The organism is Rahnella sp. BIGb0603 (genome assembly GCF_024808755.1).
GTDB classification, from domain to species: Bacteria; Pseudomonadota; Gammaproteobacteria; order Enterobacterales; family Enterobacteriaceae; genus Rahnella; species Rahnella contaminans.
On the sequence record NZ_JANUEX010000011.1, the window covers coordinates 131,442 to 151,646 of the forward strand.

The following is a 20,205-nucleotide window of genomic DNA, read 5'->3' on the forward strand; positions in this document are numbered from 1 at the left end:
TCAGGCCACTGCATTCCCTTAAAAAGAGTTCAGGGCACAAATGTGCCCTGACTGGATAAGGTCAACAGCCGTTCTATTCTTCGCTGTCACCGCCGGAAGCACGGACAGGCGCGTCGACTTCAACGCGATCAACCCGTTGCAGGCCGCGTGGCAGAAGTGTTCCTTTGCGGCCACGTTCTGCACGGAATTTCTGTAACTCTTCCGGACGGATCACCAGTTTGCGTTTACCAACGTGCAGCGTGATGGACGTTTGCGGTGGCAGAACCAGCAGCCAAGCCAGTTTGTCTTCACCACTCGCCGCCTGCGCCGAAGGAATGGAAACAATTTTGTTACCTTTACCTTTCGACAATTGCGGCAAATCAGCCACCGGGAACAGCAGCATACGGCCTGCGGCGGTGAGCGACAGCAGCATGTCATCGTTACCGTTGATTTCAATTGGCGCGAACGCTTTGGCGTTATCCGGCAAAGTAATCATGGCCTTGCCGGCACGGTTACGCGCCACTAAATCACTGAAGGTACAGACGAAACCGTAACCGGCATCGGAGGCCATCAGCAGTTTCTGATCGTCGGACGCCATCAGAACGTGTTCGATAGTCGCACCCGGCGGTGGCGTGAGTTTACCGGTCAGCGGCTCGCCCTGCCCGCGTGCCGAAGGCAGCGTAGTAGGGTCAAGCGCGTAACTGCGTCCGGTGGAATCCATAAACACCACCGGCTGATTGCTCTTACCTTTCGCTGCGGCTCGGAAGCTGTCACCCGCTTTGTAGCTCAGGCCGGACGCGTCAATATCGTGGCCTTTAGCGCTGCGCACCCAGCCAGATTCGGAAAGTACAATGGTCACCGGCTCAGACGGCACAAAGTCGTGCTCGCTCATGGCTTTCGCTTCTTCACGCTCGGTGATTGGCGAGCGACGTTCGTCACCAAAGGCTTCGGCATCGGCCTGAATTTCTTTGCGGATCAGCGTGCTGAGTTTGCGTTCTGACGCCAGAAGCGCCTGAAGCTGATCGCGCTCTTTGGCCAGTTCATCCTGCTCGCCGCGAATTTTGGTTTCTTCGAGTTTTGCCAAATGGCGTAATTTCAACTCAAGAATAGCTTCTGCCTGAGTATCCGACAGCTCGAAGCGTTGCATCAGCACCGGTTTAGGCTCGTCTTCAGTACGGATGATGTGAATAACTTCATCGATATTGAGGAACGCCGTCAGCAAACCTTCGAGGATATGCAGACGTTTCAGCACTTTATCGAGACGGTAATTCAGACGACGGCGTACGGTGTCGCGACGATAAACCAGCCATTCGGTCAGAATTTCCAGCAGACCTTTCACCTGCGGACGGTGATCAAGGCCGATCATATTCATGTTGATTCGGTAGCTGCGTTCCAGATCGGTGGTCGCAAAAAGGTGATTCATCACCTGATCCAGGTCGATACGGTTAGAACGCGGGACCACCACCAGACGGGTCGGGTTCTCGTGATCGGATTCGTCACGCAGATCTTCGACCATCGGCAGCTTTTTGGCGCGCATCTGGTTAGCGATTTGCTCCAGCACTTTCGCGCCCGAAACCTGATGCGGTAACGCGGTGATCACCGCACTGCCGTCTTCTTTGTGCCAGACCGCGCGCATGCGCACCGAGCCTTTGCCCGATTCGTACATTTTGCGGATTTCATTGCGTGGCGTAATGATTTCGGCTTCGGTCGGGAAATCGGGTCCCTGAACGAATTCCAGCAAATCTTCCAGAGAACTGTTCGGTTTTTCCAGCAGCGCAACCGCAGCAGCAGCGATTTCACGGATGTTATGCGGCGGAATATCCGTCGCCATCCCGACCGCAATGCCGGTGGTGCCATTGAGCAGGATATTCGGCAGACGCGCAGGCAGCATTTTCGGCTCCTGCATGGTGCCGTCAAAGTTCGGCACGTAATCGACCGTTCCCTGCCCTAACTCGCGTAACAGAACGTCGGCGTATTTCGACAGCCGCGATTCGGTATAACGCATCGCCGCGAAGGATTTCGGATCATCCGGCGCGCCCCAGTTCCCTTGCCCGTCAACCAGCGGATAACGGTAAGAGAATGGCTGCGCCATCAGCACCATCGCTTCGTAGCAGGCACTGTCTCCGTGAGGATGGTATTTACCCAGCACGTCACCGACGGTACGTGCAGATTTTTTGAATTTGGCGTTATTACTCAGGCCCAGCTCGGACATCGCATAAATAATACGGCGCTGTACCGGCTTCAGCCCGTCGCCGATAAACGGCAGCGCGCGGTCCATGATGACGTACATGGAATAGTTGAGATAGGCGTTCTCGGTAAACGTGTGCAGTGCTAAACGCTCTGTTCCGTCATGAGTCATTTCGCTCATTGATGTTTAATCCTCAGACCCGTGGCGTTATCGTTTTGGAAATTTAGGAAGCTTGCACCCGCTGGCACACCAAGGCGGCTGCCGCAGGGCAATGATGTTCGCGATAGTACATCATCTGCCGCATGGCTGTCACAGTTGCTGTGTTTGTGCGGGGTTTTTAAGCGATTTTCAGAACGCCAGATGGCAAAATCCAACGTCTTTTCTTGTCATTATTGCATCTGAGTCAATAGTCTTGTGCGCAATATCACATTTTTCCTCCCTGCGGAGTTGGGTACACTACGTGATAACAGCCTGAGAGCCAGAATTCAATTTAAGGAAAAGACCATGAGCAACATCCTGATTATCAATGCAGGCAAGACTTTTGCCCACTCCAAAGGTGCCCTGAACAACAGCCTGACCGACGTCGCCTGCAGTTTCCTGCGTGACGCGGGCCACAACGTGCGCGTGACGGTTCTTGAGGAGGGTTATGACGTACAGACCGAAATCGAAAGTTATCTGTGGGCCGATGCCATCATTTATCAGCAGCCAGGCTGGTGGATGGGTATGCCGTGGACGCTGAAAAAATACATCGATGAAGTCTTCACCGAAGGTCACGGCAAACTGTACGCCAGCGATGGCCGTACCCGTTCTGATGATTCCAAAAAATACGGTTCCGGTGGCCTGTTGCAGGGCAAAAGCTACATGCTTTCTGTCACCTGGAATGCCCCGCTGGAAGCGTTCGAAGATAAAGAGCAGTTCTTCCACGGCGTTGGCGTTGACGGCGTTTATCTGGCACAGCACAAAGCTAACCAGTTTATTGGCCTCGACACGCTGCCGACCTTTATGTGTAACGACGTGATTAAACAGCCTGACGTGGAAGGGGATTTCGCCCGCTACCGCGCTCACCTTGAAAATGTATTCGGTCAGGCCTAAGGTTGAAGGTCACCCGGGAAAGAGGTTTTTATGATCACTGTTATTGCTGAAATCAAAGTAAAACCAGGCCGTCGCGATTCGGTTATGGAAAAAATTACCGCCCTGCTGCCGGACGTTCTGGCAGAAAAAGGTTGTCACCGTTACGAGCCTTACATTGATTTCAACGGTCAGATCCCGTGGCGCAAAACGGTCCCTGATTCCATCTTTATGCTGGAAGACTGGGAAAGCCTGGCGCATCTCGAAGCGCATCAGCAGGCTGAACATATGGACAAGCACCGCGAAAACATCAAAGCCGACGTGCTGGATGTGGTGATCCATATTATTGAGAAAGCCTGATTGTCTGACGAGCTTTACTAAAAAAAATGCCGGAGCTGCAAAGCGCCCGGCATTTTTTATGCGGCAATCTGAAGGGTCAGACGTCCAGTTCGGCGGTGTCGCCTTTTTCCTGCAACCAGTTACGGCGATCTTCAGAACGCTTCTTCGCCAGTAACATATCCATCATACGCAGCGTCTGATCGATATCGTCTTCATCGATAGTCAGCTGCACCAGACGGCGGGTGTTCGGATCCAGCGTGGTTTCGCGTAACTGCAACGGGTTCATTTCACCCAATCCTTTGAATCGCTGTACGTTAGGCTTGCCTTTCTTACGTTTCAGCTGATCCAGCACGCCTTCTTTTTCCTGCTCATCCAGCGCATAGAACACTTCTTTGCCCAGATCGATTCGGTATAAAGGCGGCATCGCCACATACACATGACCGCCGCGCACCAGCGAACGGAAGTGACGGACAAACAGCGCACACAGCAAGGTAGCGATGTGCAAACCGTCGGAGTCCGCATCCGCAAGGATACAGATTTTGCCGTACCGCAACTGGGTCAGATCTTCGCTGTCCGGATCGATACCGATCGCCACGGAAATATCGTGCACTTCCTGAGAGGCCAGCACTTCATCAGAAGAGACTTCCCATGTGTTCAGGATCTTCCCTTTCAGCGGCATGATCGCCTGATATTCGCGGTCACGCGCTTGCTTGGCAGAACCGCCTGCGGAATCCCCTTCCACCAGGAACAGTTCGGTCATGTTCAGATCTTGCGACGTACAGTCCGCCAGTTTGCCCGGCAGCGCCGGGCCGCTGGTCAGTTTCTTACGCACCACTTTTTTGGCGGCACGCAGACGTCGCTGAGCGCTGGAAATACACAACTCGGCCAACTGTTCTGCGGCCTGTACGTTCTGATTCAGCCACAGGCTGAATGCATCTTTCACCACGCCGGAAACAAAAGCGGCGCACTGACGTGAAGACAGGCGTTCTTTGGTCTGGCCGGCGAATTGCGGATCCTGCATTTTCACCGAAAGCACATACGCGCAGCGCTCCCAGATATCTTCCGCCGACAATTTCACACCACGCGGCAGGATATTACGGAATTCGCAGAATTCACGCATGGCATCCAGCAGCCCCTGACGCAGACCGTTAACGTGCGTACCGCCCTGCATGGTCGGGATCAGGTTGACGTAGCTTTCCGTCAGCAGTTCACCACCTTCCGGCAGCCACAGCAGAGCCCAGTCAACCGCTTCGGTGTCACCGGCGAACGTGCCGACGAATGCTTTTTCAGGCAGCGTAATCAGGCCGTTCACCGCTTCCATCAGGTAATCGGTCAGACCGTCTTCATAACACCAGCGTTGTTCGGTGTTATTCACTTTGTCTTTGAAAATGATTTCAGCGCCAGGGCACAGGACGGCTTTTGCTTTCAGCAAATGGCTGAGGCGGCTGACCGAAAAACGCGGGCTGTCGAAGAAACTGCCGTCAGGCCAGAAATGTACGCTGGTACCCGTAGTGCGTTTACCGCAGGTGCCGGTGACATGTAAATCTTCAACTTTGTCGCCGTTTTCAAACGCCATTTCATACACTTCGCCGCCGCGTTTTACCGCCACCTCGACACGTTTGGATAAGGCATTCACCACCGAAATCCCCACGCCATGAAGGCCGCCGGAGAACTGGTAGTTTTTATTGGAGAATTTACCGCCTGCGTGCAGACGGCAGAAAATCAGCTCAACGGCAGGCACGCCTTCTTCCGGGTGGATATCGACCGGCATGCCGCGGCCATCATCAATGACTTCGAGAGACTGATCTTCGTGGAGGATCACTTCGATACGCTTTGCGTGACCGGCTAATGCCTCATCGACGCTGTTATCTATGACTTCCTGGCCGAGATGGTTTGGCCGGGTGGTATCGGTATACATGCCCGGACGGCGGCGCACCGGTTCAAGTCCGCTGAGGACCTCTATGGAATCCGCGTTATAAGTTGACTGGCTCATCGTTGATTATTCGTGGCTCATAGGTTTGTGGGCTAACGATACAGTATTTGGGCGGGCGGAAGCACTGGCAGAAAGCAGACGCGAAACATCCGGGGAAAACGTCACCCTGACGATGTTAGTCTGCCGTCAGCTCAAGAAAATCTACAATCGGCGAAAAATAGCGTTCAAAGCCGACAAATGCATGATTTCCTTCAGGTTCGACCGTCTGACGACAAGCAGTGTAATACGCCACAGCCTGACGGTAATCGAGGATTTCATCGCCCGTTTGTTGCAGTAACCAGAGTAAATCCGGCGACTCCAGCGGTTCAATCTGCATGACTTTCAGATCGTAAACGTGGCGTGACTCTAACACATATTGCTGGCCGGTGTAGGGGTTCTCGTTTTGCCCGAGGAAGTCGATCAGCAGTTCATACGGTTTCACGGCGGGGTTAACCACCACCGCGGGCACGGCGAAACATTGCGACAACCAGGTGGCGTAATACCCGCCCAGCGAGGAACCGACAATGCCCAGCTTTTTACCGGCATGACGGATCACTAAGTTTTCTAACTGCTCAGCCGCATCCACCGGATACGGCGGTAATTGCGGAATCACCATATCGATTTCAGGATGGTTCTTCGCCAGCCAGTTTTTGAGCGACGTGGCTTTGGCCGAGTTCGGTGAGCTGTTGAAACCGTGCAGGTAAAGTAAGGTATTCATTCGTACCCGTCCGACTCGGTGTCAGGATGAAACTCGCTGGTTTCCAGACGGAAAACCTGGGTTTCGACACGGCCATCAGGATACAAATCGAGATAACGCCATCCCGGTGCGACGGTATCAATCGTGAAATTAGTGCAATGCGGTTTGAACTGAACGCAGGTAGACGGCGTGGCGTACAGACGACGTCCGTACCAGTCGAGATCCAGCTCCTGATGAATGTGGCCGCACAAAAGCGTGTTCACTTTCGGGTAATTGACCAGAACATTCGCCAGCATGTGCGCGTTACGCAGGCTGTGCTGATCGAGCCAGGTACAGCCAGAAGGCAGCGGATGGTGATGAAGCATCAGCAGGGTAAAGCGATCGGGATACGCATTCAGGCAACGTTCCATCCATTCCAGCTGATACTCGCTCAACTCTCCGTGCGGCACGCCGAAAACCTGCGTATCGAGCAGGATTATCTGCCAGTCGTCACCGAGGAGGACATGTTTGGAGGGGCTGATCCCGGCATCCTGCAAGGCATTCACCATTGCAGGCTGGAAATCATGGTTACCGGGCAACCAGACACAGGGTGCCGCCAGTTCGCTGATACCACGGGCAAACTGATGGTAGGCTTCCACCGACTGATCCTGAGCCAGATCGCCGGTTGCCGCGATGATATCGACTTCGCGCTGCTGTGCTTTTATAGCGTCCAGCACCGCGCGATAGCTGTTAAACGTATTCACGCCCAGCAATGTCTCATCTTCACCGGCAAAAAGATGGGTATCTGTAATCTGTAGAATTCTGACTTTGGCCCCATTCACCAAAGGCAGTTTAAACAGGCTTTCCAAATCGTTTCCTTTGTTGTTGAAGTCTGTCTAACACACCGGAATTGCCATCGCTCCGTGCGCAAGGCAATAACGCAGCCAGTCCGCCAGGAACTGGTTAATTTGATGCTTTTCATCACGCTGATGCAACTTTTTATTAGGGTAATCATAGCGTGCTTTGAAGCGAAAGATCTGCTGACTCGCACACACTTCGGCCACCATGGCGTCGTGATACAGGCGAACCGTCAGTGAAGGCAGGCTCCAGTAACTGACGGCCGGTGCGGTCTGTTTGATTTCCACCAGCGACGTATAGCGCGTCGATTCGAGGATCGTCAGGCAATATGTGGCGCTACTCACCTGATATGTCACTGTTTCACCGGGCTCATCGGTGCGCGGCATCAAACGGCGCAATTGTGCGAAATTGGTTTCGCACAATCTCATCATTTCAGGGAAATCAGGGGTATAGCGCTTAATCATTCGTTGGCCCACTCTTTTCTCAGGGATTCATGGTGTAGCTGCAGCCATTGCAGGGCAATCACTGACGCCGCATTATCTATCGCTCCCTCTTCCACCCAGCGGTAAGCCTGTTCGCGGCTGACCACATGCACCCGGATGTCTTCATTCTCTGCTTCCAGACCGTGAATTCCTTCTGCCGTTGTCGCATCAACTTCGCCGACCATAATAGAAAGACGCTCGCTGGTTCCGCCCGGGCTGGCCAGGTAATTCAGAGCCGGTTTACAGCGTTTTACCACAATGTTCGCTTCTTCGAGTGCTTCACGGCGGGCGACGTCTTCAACTGTCTCGCCCTCTTCAATGATACCGGCGACCATCTCCAGAAGCCATGGGGTATCACTGGAATCAATACATGGGATGCGGATCTGTTCAATCAGCACGACTTCATCGCGCTGCGGATCATAAGGCAGCAGCACCGCTGCATGGCCCCTTTCGAAAACTTCACGCACAACTTCGCCGCTCATTTCCCCATTAAACAGCCGGTGACGAAACCGATATGCAATAATAGAAAAAAAACCTTTATATCGCGTCTCACGTGCAATAATTTCTACATCATCTTTACCGAAACTAACCGGTGAACTTTTGAATGCACACATGGATTGTTTTCCTCTTCCCTCATAAAGGCAATTTATCGTCCTTTGAGGTCAGTTTGATGAAAATGCGTTAATAATAATCAAGGTTGTTTGTGATAGATTTAGGCACATCCAGCGGGGAAGGCACGTTAAGCCAACCTCCCCGCTAGCCTGACTCTGCTAGAATCCGCGTCTATTGGTTTATTTGACTGCGCCACCATACATAACAACATTGCTGCACAACAAGGAATGCAAATGAAGAAACTGCTCCCCCTTCTCATCGGACTCAGCCTGGGCGGCTTCAGTACGATAAGCCAGGCCGAAAACCTGATGCAGGTCTATCAGCAAGCCAGGACGAGTAACCCGGACCTGCGCAAATCCGCTGCTGACAGGGATGCTGCATTCGAAAAAATCAACGAAAGCCGCAGTCCTTTATTACCGCAACTCGGTTTGGGTGCGGATTATGGTTATACCAATGGCTACCGCGATGCGAATGGCGTTAATAGTGATGTTGGCAGCGCCAGCCTGCAATTAACGCAGACCCTTTTTGATATGTCAAAATGGCGCGCACTGACCTTGCAGGAAAAAACTGCCGGTATTCAGGATGTGTCATATCAGACTGATCAACAATCCTTGATCCTCAATTCTGCTACGGCTTATTTCAACGTTTTGAGTGCGATCGATTCACTCTCTTATACCGAAGCGCAGAAACAGGCTATTTATCGTCAGCTGGATCAAACCACGCAGCGTTTTAATGTTGGCCTGGTGGCTATCACTGACGTGCAAAACGCCCGTTCACAATACGACACCGTATTGGCTAATGAAGTGACTGCCCGCAATAACCTGGATAACGCACTGGAATCTCTGCGTCAGGTGACCGGCATGTACTATCCGCAACTCTCTTCCCTGAACGTGGATAACTTCAACACCACGCGTCCGCAGCCGGTAGCCACCCTGTTGAAAGAAGCAGAAAGCCGCAACCTGAGCTTGCTGTCTGCACGTCTGTCACAGGATCTGGCTCGTGAGCAAATCCGTTATGCGGAAACCGGCCACATGCCTACGGTTGATCTGACCGCGTCTACCGGTATCAGCAATACCAAATACCACGGCGACAAAACTGGCGGTTCTTCCAGCTACCAGGATGCCGATGCAGGCCAGAACAAAATTGGTCTGAGCTTCTCTCTGCCACTGTACAGCGGCGGTTCTGTAACCTCTCAGGTCAAACAAGCTCAGTACAATTTTGTTGGCGCCAGCGAACAACTGGAAAGCGCGCACCGCAGCGTTGTTCAGACCGTACGTTCTTCCTTCAACAACATCTCTGCCTCTATCAGCAGCATCAACGCCTATAAACAAGCCGTTGTTTCTGCTCAGAGTTCTTTAGATGCGATGGAAGCCGGCTATCAGGTGGGTACACGTACTATCGTTGATGTGCTGGATGCGACCACCACGCTGTATAACGCCAAACAACAGCTTTCCAGCGCCCGTTACACGTATCTGATCAACCAGCTGAACATCAAGTCAGCACTGGGTACGCTGAACGAAAGCGATCTGATGGCACTGAACGGTGCTCTGGGTAAACCTGTGCCAACGGCACCGGATCAGGTTGCACCTGAAACCCCGCAGCAGGACGCCACGGCGGACGGTTATGGCAACAGCACGGCGGCTGCGCCGCGTACTGAAAAAGCCAGCGCAACCACCCAAACGCGTACGACGAAGAAAAGCGGCAACCCTTTCCAGAACTAAATCTGGCAGGTTTCTTTTTTCATCGTAAAGACCAGGGCAGCCTTAAAAGGCTGCTTTTTTTTGCCTCCGTCACGCCCCTCTGTAAAGTCTCGTAACAATTGCCTTCGCTGCTTTAACAATCACCCACTTTCCCCTATTCTTAGGCCCTACTGGGAAAGGGCAAAAAAGCCCTACACATGGGATAAGAACGATGAAACGGACACAACACGTTAACCTGGCTACCTTCCGTAAATCATGGCGTAGCTCTCGGATCACACCTGTCGCACTGGCGGTAAGCGCCGTCTTTATGTTGTCTGCCTGTGAGAAAACCGACGAAACGGTTTCCTTGTATCAGAATGCTGACGACTGTACGAAAGCCAATCCGTCCGGCAGCACGCAGTGCGTCGATGCCTACAACGCAGCCAAAACAGAAGCGGCAAAAACGGCACCTAAATACGCCAGCCGTGAAGACTGTATTGCTGAGTTCGGCGAAGGCCAGTGTACTCAGGCTCCCGCGCAGGCTGGTGTCGCTTCAGCCGAAGGCCAGAGCAGTGGCAGCATGTGGATGCCTTTGATGGCAGGTTACATGATGGGCCGGATGATGAGCGGCGGCGCTTACGCGCAGCAGCCTCTTTTCAGCTCTAAAAACCCGGCCAGCCCGGCAAACGGCAAATTCGTCGATGCCACCGGCAAAAACTATGGCCCGGCAACCGCAGGTGGCCGCACCATGAACGTGCCGAAAACCGCCATGGCACCGAAACCGGCAGTCACAAACACCATTACACGCGGTGGCTTCGGCGACAGCGTAGCCAAACAAACCTCAATGCAACGCAGCACCTCTGCGGCACCTCGCAGCCCTGGCCGCAGCATGGGTGGCTAAGAGATAAAATGAAACGTTTAGCGATTAATGAGCGCCCGGACTGGCGCGAAAAAGCCACGGAGTTTGGCTTCAATTTTCACACCATGTATGGCGAACCCTACTGGTGTGAAGATGCTTATTATCAGTTCACGCTGGCGCAGATTGAAGAGATTGAAGACGCCACTGCCGACATCCATCAGATGTGCCTTAAAGTAGTTGAGCGTGTGGTGAATGACGACAAACTGATGGCGAAATTCCAGATCCCAAAACACGTCTGGGAATTTGTCCGCAGTTCATGGCGCACGCAACAACCTTCGCTGTATTCGCGCCTGGATCTGGCCTATGACGGTGTGAATCCACCCAAGCTGCTGGAAAATAACGCCGATACACCGACCTCTCTCTATGAAGCGGCTTTCTTCCAGTGGCTGTGGCTCGAAGATCAAATCGCTGCGGGTAACTTGCCGCCGGATGCCGATCAGTACAACAGTTTGCAGGAAAAGCTGATCGAGCGTTTCAGCGAACTGAAGAACGAGCACGGTTTTTCGTTGCTGCACATCGCCTGTTGTCAGGACACAGAAGAAGATCGCGGCACCGTTCAGTATTTACAGGACTGCGCGCTGGAGGCTGAACTGGCCAGTGAATTCCTGTTTATCGAAGAAATCGGTCTGGGCGAGCGCGGGCAGTTTACCGATACGCAGGATCAGGTGATTTCCAACCTGTTCAAGCTGTATCCGTGGGAATTTATGTTCCGCGAAGTGTTCGCCACCAAGCTGGAAGACGCCGGTGTTCGCTGGCTTGAACCTGCCTGGAAGGCCATTTTGTCGAACAAAGCCCTGCTGCCGTTGCTGTGGGAAATGTTCCCGGATCACCCGAATCTGTTACCGGCGTATTTTGCTGAAGATGCTCACCCGGAACTGGATCACTACGTCGTGAAGCCACTGTTTTCACGCGAAGGCGCTAACATCAAAGTCATAGAGAAAGGCCATGAAGTGGCCAGTGTTGACGGCCCGTATGGTGCAGAAGGCATGATCGTGCAACAGTTCCATCCGTTGCCGGTATTCGAAGGCAGTTACACGCTGATCGGCAGCTGGCTGGTCAACGATCAGCCTTGCGGGATTGGCATCCGCGAAGATAAAGCGCTGATCACGCAGGATCTGTCACGTTTCTATCCACATACCATTGTCGGATAAAACGCGTAAAAAAGGATAATGAAGGAATTCATTATCCTTTTTGTTTTTGAGCGTTATCCCACCTGAACAGAAAGCATGGAAAGCGTTCCCATCACGATCCCGTCCGTTGGCAGTGTGATCGGCTCCGAACCCTCCCACGTACCTAAAACATACAGCAATGGCAGATAGTGATCCGGAGACGGATTCGATAACGCGCCGCCTTCATGTTCCATAAACTTCACCAGAGGATGATCTTTCGCCTCGCCCTTCCAGCTCAGGTTATCTTTCACATACTTTTCGAACGCAATCGCCCACGGATACGGCTCGCCGTTGCCGTCCCATTTCACCATGCGCAGGTTATGTACCACGTTACCGCTGGCGACAATCATCACGCCTTCGTCACGCAGCGCGGCCAGCTTTTTGCCCAGTTCATAGTGATATTCCGGCGGCTGCGTACCATCGATGCTCAGCTGGATCACCGGAATATCGGCGTCCGGATACATCTTGATCAATACGCCCCAGGTGCCGTGGTCAAACCCCCACTCGCTGGTATCGGCCATCACATTTACCGGGCTGAGCAATTGCTGAACCCGTTTCGCCAGCGCCGGTGAACCCGGTGCAGGATAACGTTTATCAAACAGCGCCTGCGGGAAACCACCAAAATCATGGATGGTGCGCGGGTTTTCCATCGCCGTCACCGCCGTGCCGCGGGTAAACCAGTGGGCAGATACGGCCAGGATCGCTTTTGGACGTGGCAAAGATTCGCCCAGCGCATGCCAGGCACGGGTATAAACGTTATCTTCCAGCACATTCATCGGGCTGCCGTGGCCTAAGAAGAGTGCGGGCATACGTTGAGTCGTCATCATTAATTCCTTACCGCAGACTGAAAAAGAGCGGAGCGGCGGAGCGCCTTCCGCGTGATGAAAATACGGTACTCTTTTTCAGTGGCGGTTACAGCCGGATAACCATGAAGGAGATGTTCAATAAATTTGAAGAGGCAAATCAAAGGCAATGGGCGGGAATTTTCGGTTCAGACAAAATGCAGGAATACATAGCAAAAAGGCCGCATAAGCGGCCTTTCTTAATGCGCACAACCGGTTAGTCAGCTTGCCTGACGGGTTTGCGCCTGGCGGTAAGCCACCAGATCGGCAATCGTCACCACGGGCATATTGTGCGCGCGGGCAAAGACGATGACTTCCGGCGCATGTGCCATGCTGCCGTCATCGTTGGTCAGTTCACACAGCACGCCGAACGGCTTAAGCCCGGCAAGTGTGGCCAGATCCACTGACGCTTCGGTGTGACCACCGCGGGTCAGCACGCCGCCTGCCTGTGCGCGCAGCGGGAAGATATGCCCCGGGCGGTTCAGGTCAGAAGGTTTCGCTCCGTCTTTGATGGCCGCACGAATGGTAGTAATACGGTCAGCCGCTGAAACACCGGTCGTCACGCCTTCAACCGCTTCAATTGTCACGGTGAAAGGTGTCTGGAACGGGCTGGAGTTGTTCTCAACCATCATCGGCAAATCGAGCTTTTTACGGCTGTCTTCGTTCATGGTCAGGCAAACGATGCCGCTGCCGTGGCGAATAGTCAGCGCCATTTGTTCAACGGTCATGTTTTCGGCGGCAAAGATTAAATCGCCTTCGTTTTCACGATCTTCGTCATCCAGTACCAACACACCCACGCCATTACGCATCGCGTCGAGAGCACGTTCAACACGTTCAGTGGATGTACCGAATTCGGAAAGTAGGGTCTGATTCATGGTAAAAATAACCTCATGTTCTGTATGTGGATTACCAGAATCAGGGCGTCTTGAGGAGGCTAGCTGAAGCAGCCAGAAGGCGTGCTACAGTTATAAAAAATAACGCAGCGGGCAAAAATTTGCCCGGCTTGAATCGTTACTCTCTCCCATCCGGACTTTAACCGTCGGCCCCGGAATTACACCGGATCTGCTGACCTCTAACCCCGAAGGATTGAGCGCTCGCGGGCTTCCACGTGGAAGGGATTATGATCACCTTCCGGTATTCTGTGGTTTACCGCCGGTGGGGACTTTCACCCCGCCCTGAGAATAAGCAAGGCAACTATAACGCCAATAAATGAGCAGAGCAATCCTGTGGTTTGGCCATTTAGTGCCTCTGAAGGTTTATAGAAACAGCTTCAGCGATTACACTAAAGAAAAGCACCGCCTTCGAGAAAAGGAAATAACATGATTGACCCGAAAAAAATTGAACAAATTGCCCGCCAGGTTCACGAATCGATGCCGAAAGGGATCCGTGAGTTTGGTGAAGATGCCGAGAAGAAAATCCGTCAGGTATTGCAGGCGCAGTTCAGCCGTATGGATTTAGTCAATCGCGAAGAGTTTGACGTGCAGACCCAGGTTTTGCTGCGTACCCGCGAAAAACTGGCCGTGCTGGAACAACGTCTGGCCGCGCTGGAAGGCAAACTGAACGAAGCGGAAAAACCGCAAAATCCTGCCTGAATTTCCGCAACCATAAGTCCGCCGGAAACAGAAAAGGCCTGCTGCGCAGGCCTTTTTCATCTATTTTGCTCAGGCTTTATTGCGGACGAAGCACCGTTTTTACCCGTGGCAGCAATCCCCATAGCGCCGCGAACACCACCAGCGCATACAGCGATTTCCAGCCAACCATCGCCAGCAGCCCGCAGCACAAAATCGCCCCGAGCGTTGCCATCCATTTTGACCGGCCCGTCAGGATTTTTGCTCCGGAAATCATGCACAACAGATAGATCAGAATGAAAATCCCGTTGGCGTAGGTAATCAGCGCCCCGAGCGGCAAATGCAGCCAGTAAATCAGTAACGTGAACAACATACAGCAGCCCACCACCAGATTAAGCGCCGCTACCGGCACCTGCTGGGCAGAAAGTTGTGCCAGTTTGCTTTCAGGTTTCAGCTGAGCCTGCGACCACACCAGCCGGGCGAAGCTTTGCGTGTAAATATTCACGCTGGCAAAGCAGGCCAGATAACCAATAATGCAGGCCACCCAAAGCGCTTTTTGCCCGAAAAGCTGTACCACAATCCCCGGTAATGACGCGCCCGCTTCCCGCCCTTCGCCCCACGCATGGAATTTCAATACCGCGACCGTACAGCCCCAGTACACGGCGCCAGCTACCAGCATGCCGATCAGCAGCGCGCGCGGAAAATCACGTTCCGGATGACGAAATTCTGTCGCCAGATGCGCAAACGCCTCCAGCCCGACAAAGCACCAGAACATCACGGCCAGCGCATCAAAAAGACTGGAGGGCGAAACATCACGTACCGCAGGCAGCGGGATTTCCGGCAACGTGATATCTCCTTTCCACCAGATTGCCACGACCAGGGCGACGACCAAAAGCGCGATCAGCGTCTGGATATTCGCACTGGATCCTGCGCTGCGTGTGCCCAAAAACCAGATAACGAGCAGCGTTCCCAGCTGAACCAGCAGCAGATTTTCGCTGCTCCAGCCAAAAGCCGCCTGCCAGAAACCGGCAGCAATATGCAGCGCGGCGGGCAATCCGACCGGAATAACGGACAAAAACAGCCAGCCGGTCACGCGCGCCATGTGGGGCCCGAACGCTTTTCCCACGAAATGCGCGGCACCGCCTGCACTCGGGAAATGCCGGCCCAGTGCGGCAAAGCCAATCGCAATCGGGAACACCAGCAGGATCAGCACCGGCCATGCCCACAGACTGTCGTTTTGCGCCAGCTGTGCGGCAAGCGCAGGCACCGCGAAAACGCCGGTTCCCAATAATGAAGTGGAGAGCAGTCCGACGCCCTGCGCCAGACTTAATTCCTGTTTTAATCCGCTCACAACAGAGTCACTTCCGTTTGTTTTTTTGAGTGAAAAATCAAAAAGAAAAGGGCTTATCAGATAAGCCCTTCGGTGCGAACATCAGAAATTCAACCGCAGAAAATCAGTCCTGCGCTTTGATCTGATTGATGATTTTGGTGGTAGATAAACCATCTTCAAAATTCAGCACGCGCACTTCGCCGCCGTTCGCCCAGACTTCTACACTACCGGCAATTTGCTCCGGTTTGTAGTCGCCGCCTTTCACCAGCAGATCCGGTAAGATCCCGGCAATCAGACGCTGTGGCGTATCTTCTTCAAACGACACAACCCAGTCAACCGCGCCGAGCGCACCCAGCACGATCATACGATTTTGCAACGTATTCACCGGACGGGTTTCGCCTTTCAAACGTTTTGTAGAAGCATCGCTGTTCACCGCGACAATCAGACGATCGCCGAGCTTACGGGCATTCGCCAGATAAGACACATGGCCTGCATGCAGGATGTCAAAAATGCCGTTGGTCATGACGACTTTCTCGCCACGCTGACGCGCCATTGCGACCGCGGCTTTCAGCTGTTCTTCAGTCATCACGCCGAAGCCCACGTCTGAACGACCGCCGATGGCATTTTCCAGCTCAACCGGCGAAACGGTCGATGTCCCGAGTTTCCCGACCACAACACCCGCCGCAGCGTTTGCCAGGAAGCACGATTCTTCCAGCGTATTCCCGGCCGCCAGCGCCGCAGCCAGCGTACCGATCACCGTGTCACCGGCACCGGTCACGTCATACACTTCCTGAGCCTGCGTTGGCATATGGAAAGGGGCTTTGCCCGGCTGCAACAAGGTCATACCGTTTTCTGAACGGGTCACCAGCAGCGCAGAAAGCTCGAAGTTTTCAATCAGCTGCATGCCACGAACCACGATTTCGTCTTCGTTTTTACAACAGCCCACCACCGCTTCAAACTCGGAAAGATTCGGTGTCAGCAACGTCGCGCCACGGTAGCGTTCAAAGTCAGAACCTTTAGGATCCACCAGCACCGGCACACCGGCTTTTCTCGCCAGCTGTATCATCTTCTGCACTTCGGTCAGCGCACCTTTAGCGTAATCCGACAGCACCAGCGCACCGCTTTGCGGCAACGCCTGTTCAATTTTGGTCAGCATCGGTTGCAGATCAACGCCTTCAAAACCCTCTTCAAAGTCGAGTCGAATCAGCTGCTGGTTTCGGGAAAGAATACGCAGTTTGGTGATGGTCGGGTGAGAAGGCAGCGCCACGAAATCGCAGTTTACCTTCACTTCCGCCAGACGCTCGCTCAGCGCGCGCGCCGCATCGTCCACACCGGTCAGGCCGATCAGACGGGAAGAGGCACCGAGGGACGAAATGTTCATCGCCACGTTAGCCGCGCCGCCAGGGCGTTCTTCGATGGTATTCACCTTCACGACCGGTACCGGAGCTTCCGGTGAAATACGGTTGGTCGGGCCATACCAGTAGCGGTCTAACATTACGTCACCGACCACCAGCACACCCGCGCGGTGAAAATCAGGCAAAGTCACTTTCATCCCAAGACTCCAAAACAGGCAAAACTCAACATAGAAATAGTGCGCCGGATAATATCACAAGCGCCTGTCCCTCGAATAAAAACCCTCAGCCCAGCCATTTTTCCCAGCTGATGCGGATTTGCGCACGTTCACCGGCAAAACTGTCAGCGGCAACTTTTCCGCTGTGCTCCTGTAACGCCAGATGATGAATTTCATCGCGCAGCGTCACGTAAGCATGGGTCAGATTACGGGCCTCTTCTTCCGGCATGATGTCGTATTGCGCCATCAGCTCAAAAATCCTGACGTTATCAGACCAGCGCGTCAGCTTTGGCTGATCGTGGGCGAAACGTAAGACCAGATATTGTGCAATGAATTCAATATCCGTGATGCCGCCGGGATCGGCTTTCAGATCAAACTCACCGGCTTTTTTACTGCCGAGATGCTGGTACATTTTCTCACGCATTTCGCGGACTTCTTTGCGCAACTCCGCATCGTCGCGCTGACGGCAGAGTATTCCACGCCGTGTGGCATCAAACTGCTGCGTGAGAATCGGGTCGCCGTAAACGACGCGCGCGCGCACCAGCGCCTGATGTTCCCACGTCCAGGCTTCGTTGGCCTGATAATCGGCAAACGCTTCGATGGTGCTGACCAGCATGCCGGAAGCGCCGGAAGGCCGCAGACGCGGATCCACTTCATACAAAATGCCCGACGACGTCCGCGTGCTGAAGAGGTGCATAATTCGCTGTGCCAGACGCAGATAGAACTGACGCCCGTCGATCACGCGTTCGCCGTCAGTCATCACCTCCGGCGCGCAATCAAGCAGGAAAACCAGATCCAGATCTGAACTGTAACCCAGTTCCCACCCGCCTAATTTCCCATAACCGATAACTGCAAAACCCCGCCCTTCACGGTGCTGAAGGTGCGCTGGCTGACCGTATTTTACGACCATCTGATCCCACGCCTGCTGCACAACGACTTCAAGAATCGCTTCGGCCAGATAGGTTAAATGGTCGCTGACTTTCATGACCGGCAGCGCACCGGAAATATCTCCGGCGGCAATGCGCAGATGCTGCGCCTGCTTGAACTGGCGCACGGCTTCCAGCTGCTGCTCTTCATCTTCCGTCGGCACGCGCATCAGATACTGGCGCAGTTCATCACGGTAAGCGCCCAGCTCAATCGGCTGATAAAGGGTGCGCGGGTCGAGCAGTTCGTCGAGCAACAAAGGATGACGTGCCAACTGATTCGCGACCATCGGCGAGGCCGCGCACAGGCGAATCAGTTGCTTGAGCGCGCCGGGATATTCGACCAGCAGCTCAATGTAGGTCGTGCGGGTGACGATGTTGAGCAGCAACTGCATCAGGCGTTGCAACGTGACGTCCGCATTTTTATAGGTGCAAACCTGCGCAAGCAAACGCGGCATCAGCAAATCCAGCTGATCGCGACCACGCGGCCCAATGGTGCGTTTATCCACATCACGGCGGAATTCCGCAATCTGTTGCAGAATATGGCGCAGGGCGTTTTCCTCAAGCTGAGGCACCAGCGGCGCAAGTTCGGAAGGCTCAAGCGCATCAATCCATAAACTGCTGAACTGCGCCTGCTGCTGGTCATCTTCCGCGTCCGGCGTGTCATCACCAATCAGATCGTTAAACACCACACGCACGGCCTGCATGTGAGCATTTACTGCATCCAGAAGCTGCGGCCAGTCGGCGTAATCCATGCCCCACGCCAGACGCGCCTGATTGAGTTCATCGGAAGGTAAGGTCTGTGTTTGTTCATCGGCTATCGCCTGCAAGAGATTTTCCAGACGACGCAGGAACAGATAACTGGTGCGCAGTTGCAAAACCTGTTCAACCGGCAATAAGCCCAGATTTTCCAGCGCCTGCAACGTCGGTAAAAGTGCCCGTTGCTGCAATGCCGGTTCACGGCCACCGCGGATCAGCTGGAAGACCTGCACGATAAATTCAATTTCGCGGATACCGCCTGCGCCAAGTTTGATGTTGTCTTTCAGACCCCGGCGGCGGACTTCGCGGGCGATCATTCCTTTCATATTACGTAATGACTGGATCACGCTGAAATCGATGTAACGGCGGAACACAAATGGCATCAGCATTTTGCGCAGTTCCTGACTGCTGGCGTCATCCGCACCGCCCATCAGGCGCGCTTTCACCATCGCGTAGCGTTCCCAGTCACGCCCCTGCTCCTGATAATAATCTTCGAGCGCCGGGAAGCTCATCACCAGCGGCCCGCTGTCGCCAAACGGACGCAGACGCATATCGACACGGTAAACAAAACCGTCGATGGTCGGCTGATCCAGCGCTTTGATCAGCCTCTGTCCCAGGCGGGTGAAGAACTGGGCATTATCCAGTTCGCGGCGTCCGCCCCGGGTCTGACCGTTTTCCGGATAGGCAAAAATCAGGTCGATATCGGATGAAAAATTCAGTTCGCCGCCGCCGAGTTTCCCCATACCCAGGATCAGCATTCTTTGCGTTTCGCCCGCCGCGTTGACCGGCGTACCAAACTCACGACAGCAGGCGTCGTACAGCCAGTCGCGGGCGCTGACGATCAGCAATTCCGCCAGTTCACTCAGCTGATGCAGCGTATCTTTTGCTTCGCTTGTTTGTGCCGCTTGCGACCAGGCGATGCGGGTCAGAATACGGCGGCGGAACAGACGCAGCGCTTTCATTAACCCGTTTTCGTCCGTCACTTGCGCCAGCGATTCGCCGAGCCACTGCCGGTAAAACTGCCACTCCTGCGCCTGAGGCGGGTTTTGCTCAATTTCATGCCACCACTGTGGAAACGCCAGCAAACTGTCCGTGACGAATTCACTGCTGGTTAACACGGCCAGCTGTTGATCATCGGGGAGCGGGAGGTGTTCAGGATGTTCACGCCAGCGCTCTAGCAGACTCTGCGCATGGCTTTGCAAAACAGATGAAAGTGGCAACATGAAGTCAGATTCCTTGCAAAAAAAAGCCCGGGCAATTAGCCCAGGCTTA

Annotated in this window: 17 protein-coding genes and 1 riboswitch; of the genes, 6 read left to right on the forward strand and 11 right to left on the reverse strand. The window is 53.9% G+C overall.

Annotated elements, in window-relative coordinates:
* Nucleotides 1-73 precede the first annotated feature (73 nt).
* On the reverse strand, nucleotides 74-2,347 hold the full coding sequence (gene parC / locus M2403_RS22980) for a DNA topoisomerase IV subunit A (RefSeq protein WP_152324045.1): 2,274 nt from the start codon (nucleotides 2,345-2,347) through the stop codon (nucleotides 74-76).
* Nucleotides 2,348-2,671: 324 nt separating this feature from the next.
* On the opposite strand from parC, the gene M2403_RS22985 reads away from it, so the two are divergent.
* Both M2403_RS22985 and M2403_RS22990 read left to right on the forward strand, forming a co-directional pair.
* The gene (locus M2403_RS22985; RefSeq protein ID WP_259231071.1) at nucleotides 2,672-3,259 is read left to right on the forward strand and encodes an NAD(P)H-dependent oxidoreductase; all 588 of its coding nucleotides are present in this window, start codon (nucleotides 2,672-2,674) and stop codon (nucleotides 3,257-3,259) included.
* Nucleotides 3,260-3,289: 30 nt separating this feature from the next.
* Nucleotides 3,290-3,595 (forward strand): putative quinol monooxygenase, encoded by a 306-nt coding sequence (locus tag M2403_RS22990; protein ID WP_217173544.1) that lies wholly within the window; start codon nucleotides 3,290-3,292, stop codon nucleotides 3,593-3,595.
* A 76-nt stretch (nucleotides 3,596-3,671) separates the two neighbouring features.
* Here the strand turns inward: M2403_RS22990 and parE are convergent, their stop codons facing one another.
* From parE to nudF, 5 genes are all read right to left on the reverse strand, one after another.
* Nucleotides 3,672-5,567, reverse strand: coding sequence for a DNA topoisomerase IV subunit B (gene parE, locus M2403_RS22995; RefSeq protein ID WP_152324048.1), 1,896 nt, complete (start codon nucleotides 5,565-5,567; stop codon nucleotides 3,672-3,674).
* A gap of 115 nt (nucleotides 5,568-5,682) precedes the next feature.
* Nucleotides 5,683-6,264 (reverse strand): esterase YqiA, encoded by a 582-nt coding sequence (gene yqiA / locus M2403_RS23000; RefSeq protein ID WP_152324049.1) that lies wholly within the window; start codon nucleotides 6,262-6,264, stop codon nucleotides 5,683-5,685.
* The gene (gene cpdA, locus M2403_RS23005) at nucleotides 6,261-7,091 is read right to left on the reverse strand and encodes a 3',5'-cyclic-AMP phosphodiesterase (protein WP_152324050.1); all 831 of its coding nucleotides are present in this window, start codon (nucleotides 7,089-7,091) and stop codon (nucleotides 6,261-6,263) included. The genes yqiA and cpdA overlap by 4 nt, the downstream gene beginning before the upstream one ends.
* Before the next feature lie 27 nt (nucleotides 7,092-7,118).
* Nucleotides 7,119-7,544: a DUF1249 family protein gene (locus M2403_RS23010; protein ID WP_095923552.1), complete on the reverse strand. Its 426-nt coding sequence runs from the start codon at nucleotides 7,542-7,544 to the stop codon at nucleotides 7,119-7,121.
* Nucleotides 7,541-8,176 (reverse strand): ADP-ribose diphosphatase, encoded by a 636-nt coding sequence (nudF, locus tag M2403_RS23015; RefSeq protein WP_152324051.1) that lies wholly within the window; start codon nucleotides 8,174-8,176, stop codon nucleotides 7,541-7,543. The genes M2403_RS23010 and nudF overlap by 4 nt, the downstream gene beginning before the upstream one ends.
* 231 nt (nucleotides 8,177-8,407) lie before the next feature.
* Between nudF and tolC the strand changes: the two genes are divergently transcribed.
* The 3 genes from tolC (at nucleotide 8,408) to M2403_RS23030 (ending at nucleotide 11,923) form a co-directional block, all read left to right on the forward strand.
* Nucleotides 8,408-9,895 carry an outer membrane channel protein TolC gene (tolC, locus tag M2403_RS23020; protein ID WP_259231072.1) on the forward strand — a complete coding sequence of 496 codons (1,488 nt, stop codon included), beginning with the start codon at nucleotides 8,408-8,410 and terminating at the stop codon, nucleotides 9,893-9,895.
* A gap of 190 nt (nucleotides 9,896-10,085) precedes the next feature.
* Nucleotides 10,086-10,754: a DUF1190 family protein gene (locus M2403_RS23025; protein ID WP_152324053.1), complete on the forward strand. Its 669-nt coding sequence runs from the start codon at nucleotides 10,086-10,088 to the stop codon at nucleotides 10,752-10,754.
* Between the two features lie 8 nt (nucleotides 10,755-10,762).
* Nucleotides 10,763-11,923, forward strand: coding sequence for a glutathionylspermidine synthase family protein (locus M2403_RS23030; protein WP_165061486.1), 1,161 nt, complete (start codon nucleotides 10,763-10,765; stop codon nucleotides 11,921-11,923).
* A 53-nt stretch (nucleotides 11,924-11,976) separates the two neighbouring features.
* Here M2403_RS23030 and ygiD read toward each other — a convergent pair whose 3' ends face one another.
* Nucleotides 11,977-12,765 carry a 4,5-DOPA dioxygenase extradiol gene (ygiD, locus tag M2403_RS23035; protein WP_259231073.1) on the reverse strand — a complete coding sequence of 263 codons (789 nt, stop codon included), beginning with the start codon at nucleotides 12,763-12,765 and terminating at the stop codon, nucleotides 11,977-11,979.
* Nucleotides 12,766-13,004: 239 nt separating this feature from the next.
* Nucleotides 13,005-13,658 (reverse strand): 3,4-dihydroxy-2-butanone-4-phosphate synthase, encoded by a 654-nt coding sequence (gene ribB, locus M2403_RS23040; protein ID WP_152324055.1) that lies wholly within the window; start codon nucleotides 13,656-13,658, stop codon nucleotides 13,005-13,007.
* Nucleotides 13,659-13,792: 134 nt separating this feature from the next.
* A riboswitch (FMN riboswitch) is annotated at nucleotides 13,793-13,970 on the reverse strand.
* A gap of 132 nt (nucleotides 13,971-14,102) precedes the next feature.
* Here ribB and M2403_RS23045 point away from each other — a divergent pair.
* Nucleotides 14,103-14,375, forward strand: a complete 273-nt coding sequence (locus M2403_RS23045; RefSeq protein ID WP_152324056.1) for a ubiquinone biosynthesis accessory factor UbiK — start codon at nucleotides 14,103-14,105, stop codon at nucleotides 14,373-14,375.
* A gap of 76 nt (nucleotides 14,376-14,451) precedes the next feature.
* Here the strand turns inward: M2403_RS23045 and yjeH are convergent, their stop codons facing one another.
* From yjeH to glnE, 3 genes are all read right to left on the reverse strand, one after another.
* Nucleotides 14,452-15,702 carry an L-methionine/branched-chain amino acid transporter gene (yjeH, locus tag M2403_RS23050; RefSeq protein ID WP_152324057.1) on the reverse strand — a complete coding sequence of 417 codons (1,251 nt, stop codon included), beginning with the start codon at nucleotides 15,700-15,702 and terminating at the stop codon, nucleotides 14,452-14,454.
* 103 nt (nucleotides 15,703-15,805) lie between these two features.
* A complete protein-coding gene (gene hldE / locus M2403_RS23055; protein WP_152324058.1) occupies nucleotides 15,806-17,233 on the reverse strand; it encodes a bifunctional D-glycero-beta-D-manno-heptose-7-phosphate kinase/D-glycero-beta-D-manno-heptose 1-phosphate adenylyltransferase HldE in 1,428 nt (475 codons plus the stop codon).
* An 85-nt stretch (nucleotides 17,234-17,318) separates the two neighbouring features.
* On the reverse strand, nucleotides 17,319-20,156 hold the full coding sequence (glnE, locus tag M2403_RS23060) for a bifunctional [glutamate--ammonia ligase]-adenylyl-L-tyrosine phosphorylase/[glutamate--ammonia-ligase] adenylyltransferase (RefSeq protein ID WP_259231074.1): 2,838 nt from the start codon (nucleotides 20,154-20,156) through the stop codon (nucleotides 17,319-17,321).
* Nucleotides 20,157-20,205 lie beyond the last annotated feature (49 nt).

Coding starts and splice junctions, on each gene's coding strand:
- M2403_RS23045 (WP_152324056.1), top strand. CDS start 14,103: ATGATTGACCCGAAAAAAATTGAACAAATTGCCCGCCAGGTTCACGAA.
- M2403_RS23010 (WP_095923552.1), bottom strand. CDS start 7,544: ATGATTAAGCGCTATACCCCTGATTTCCCTGAAATGATGAGATTGTGC.
- nudF (WP_152324051.1), bottom strand. CDS start 8,176: ATGTGTGCATTCAAAAGTTCACCGGTTAGTTTCGGTAAAGATGATGTA.
- parE (WP_152324048.1), bottom strand. CDS start 5,567: ATGAGCCAGTCAACTTATAACGCGGATTCCATAGAGGTCCTCAGCGGA.
- ygiD (WP_259231073.1), bottom strand. CDS start 12,765: ATGACGACTCAACGTATGCCCGCACTCTTCTTAGGCCACGGCAGCCCG.
- tolC (WP_259231072.1), top strand. CDS start 8,408: ATGAAGAAACTGCTCCCCCTTCTCATCGGACTCAGCCTGGGCGGCTTC.
- M2403_RS23030 (WP_165061486.1), top strand. CDS start 10,763: ATGAAACGTTTAGCGATTAATGAGCGCCCGGACTGGCGCGAAAAAGCC.
- glnE (WP_259231074.1), bottom strand. CDS start 20,156: ATGTTGCCACTTTCATCTGTTTTGCAAAGCCATGCGCAGAGTCTGCTA.
- ribB (WP_152324055.1), bottom strand. CDS start 13,658: ATGAATCAGACCCTACTTTCCGAATTCGGTACATCCACTGAACGTGTT.
- M2403_RS23025 (WP_152324053.1), top strand. CDS start 10,086: ATGAAACGGACACAACACGTTAACCTGGCTACCTTCCGTAAATCATGG.
- M2403_RS22985 (WP_259231071.1), top strand. CDS start 2,672: ATGAGCAACATCCTGATTATCAATGCAGGCAAGACTTTTGCCCACTCC.
- yqiA (WP_152324049.1), bottom strand. CDS start 6,264: ATGAATACCTTACTTTACCTGCACGGTTTCAACAGCTCACCGAACTCG.
- M2403_RS22990 (WP_217173544.1), top strand. CDS start 3,290: ATGATCACTGTTATTGCTGAAATCAAAGTAAAACCAGGCCGTCGCGAT.
- hldE (WP_152324058.1), bottom strand. CDS start 17,233: ATGAAAGTGACTTTGCCTGATTTTCACCGCGCGGGTGTGCTGGTGGTC.
- parC (WP_152324045.1), bottom strand. CDS start 2,347: ATGAGCGAAATGACTCATGACGGAACAGAGCGTTTAGCACTGCACACG.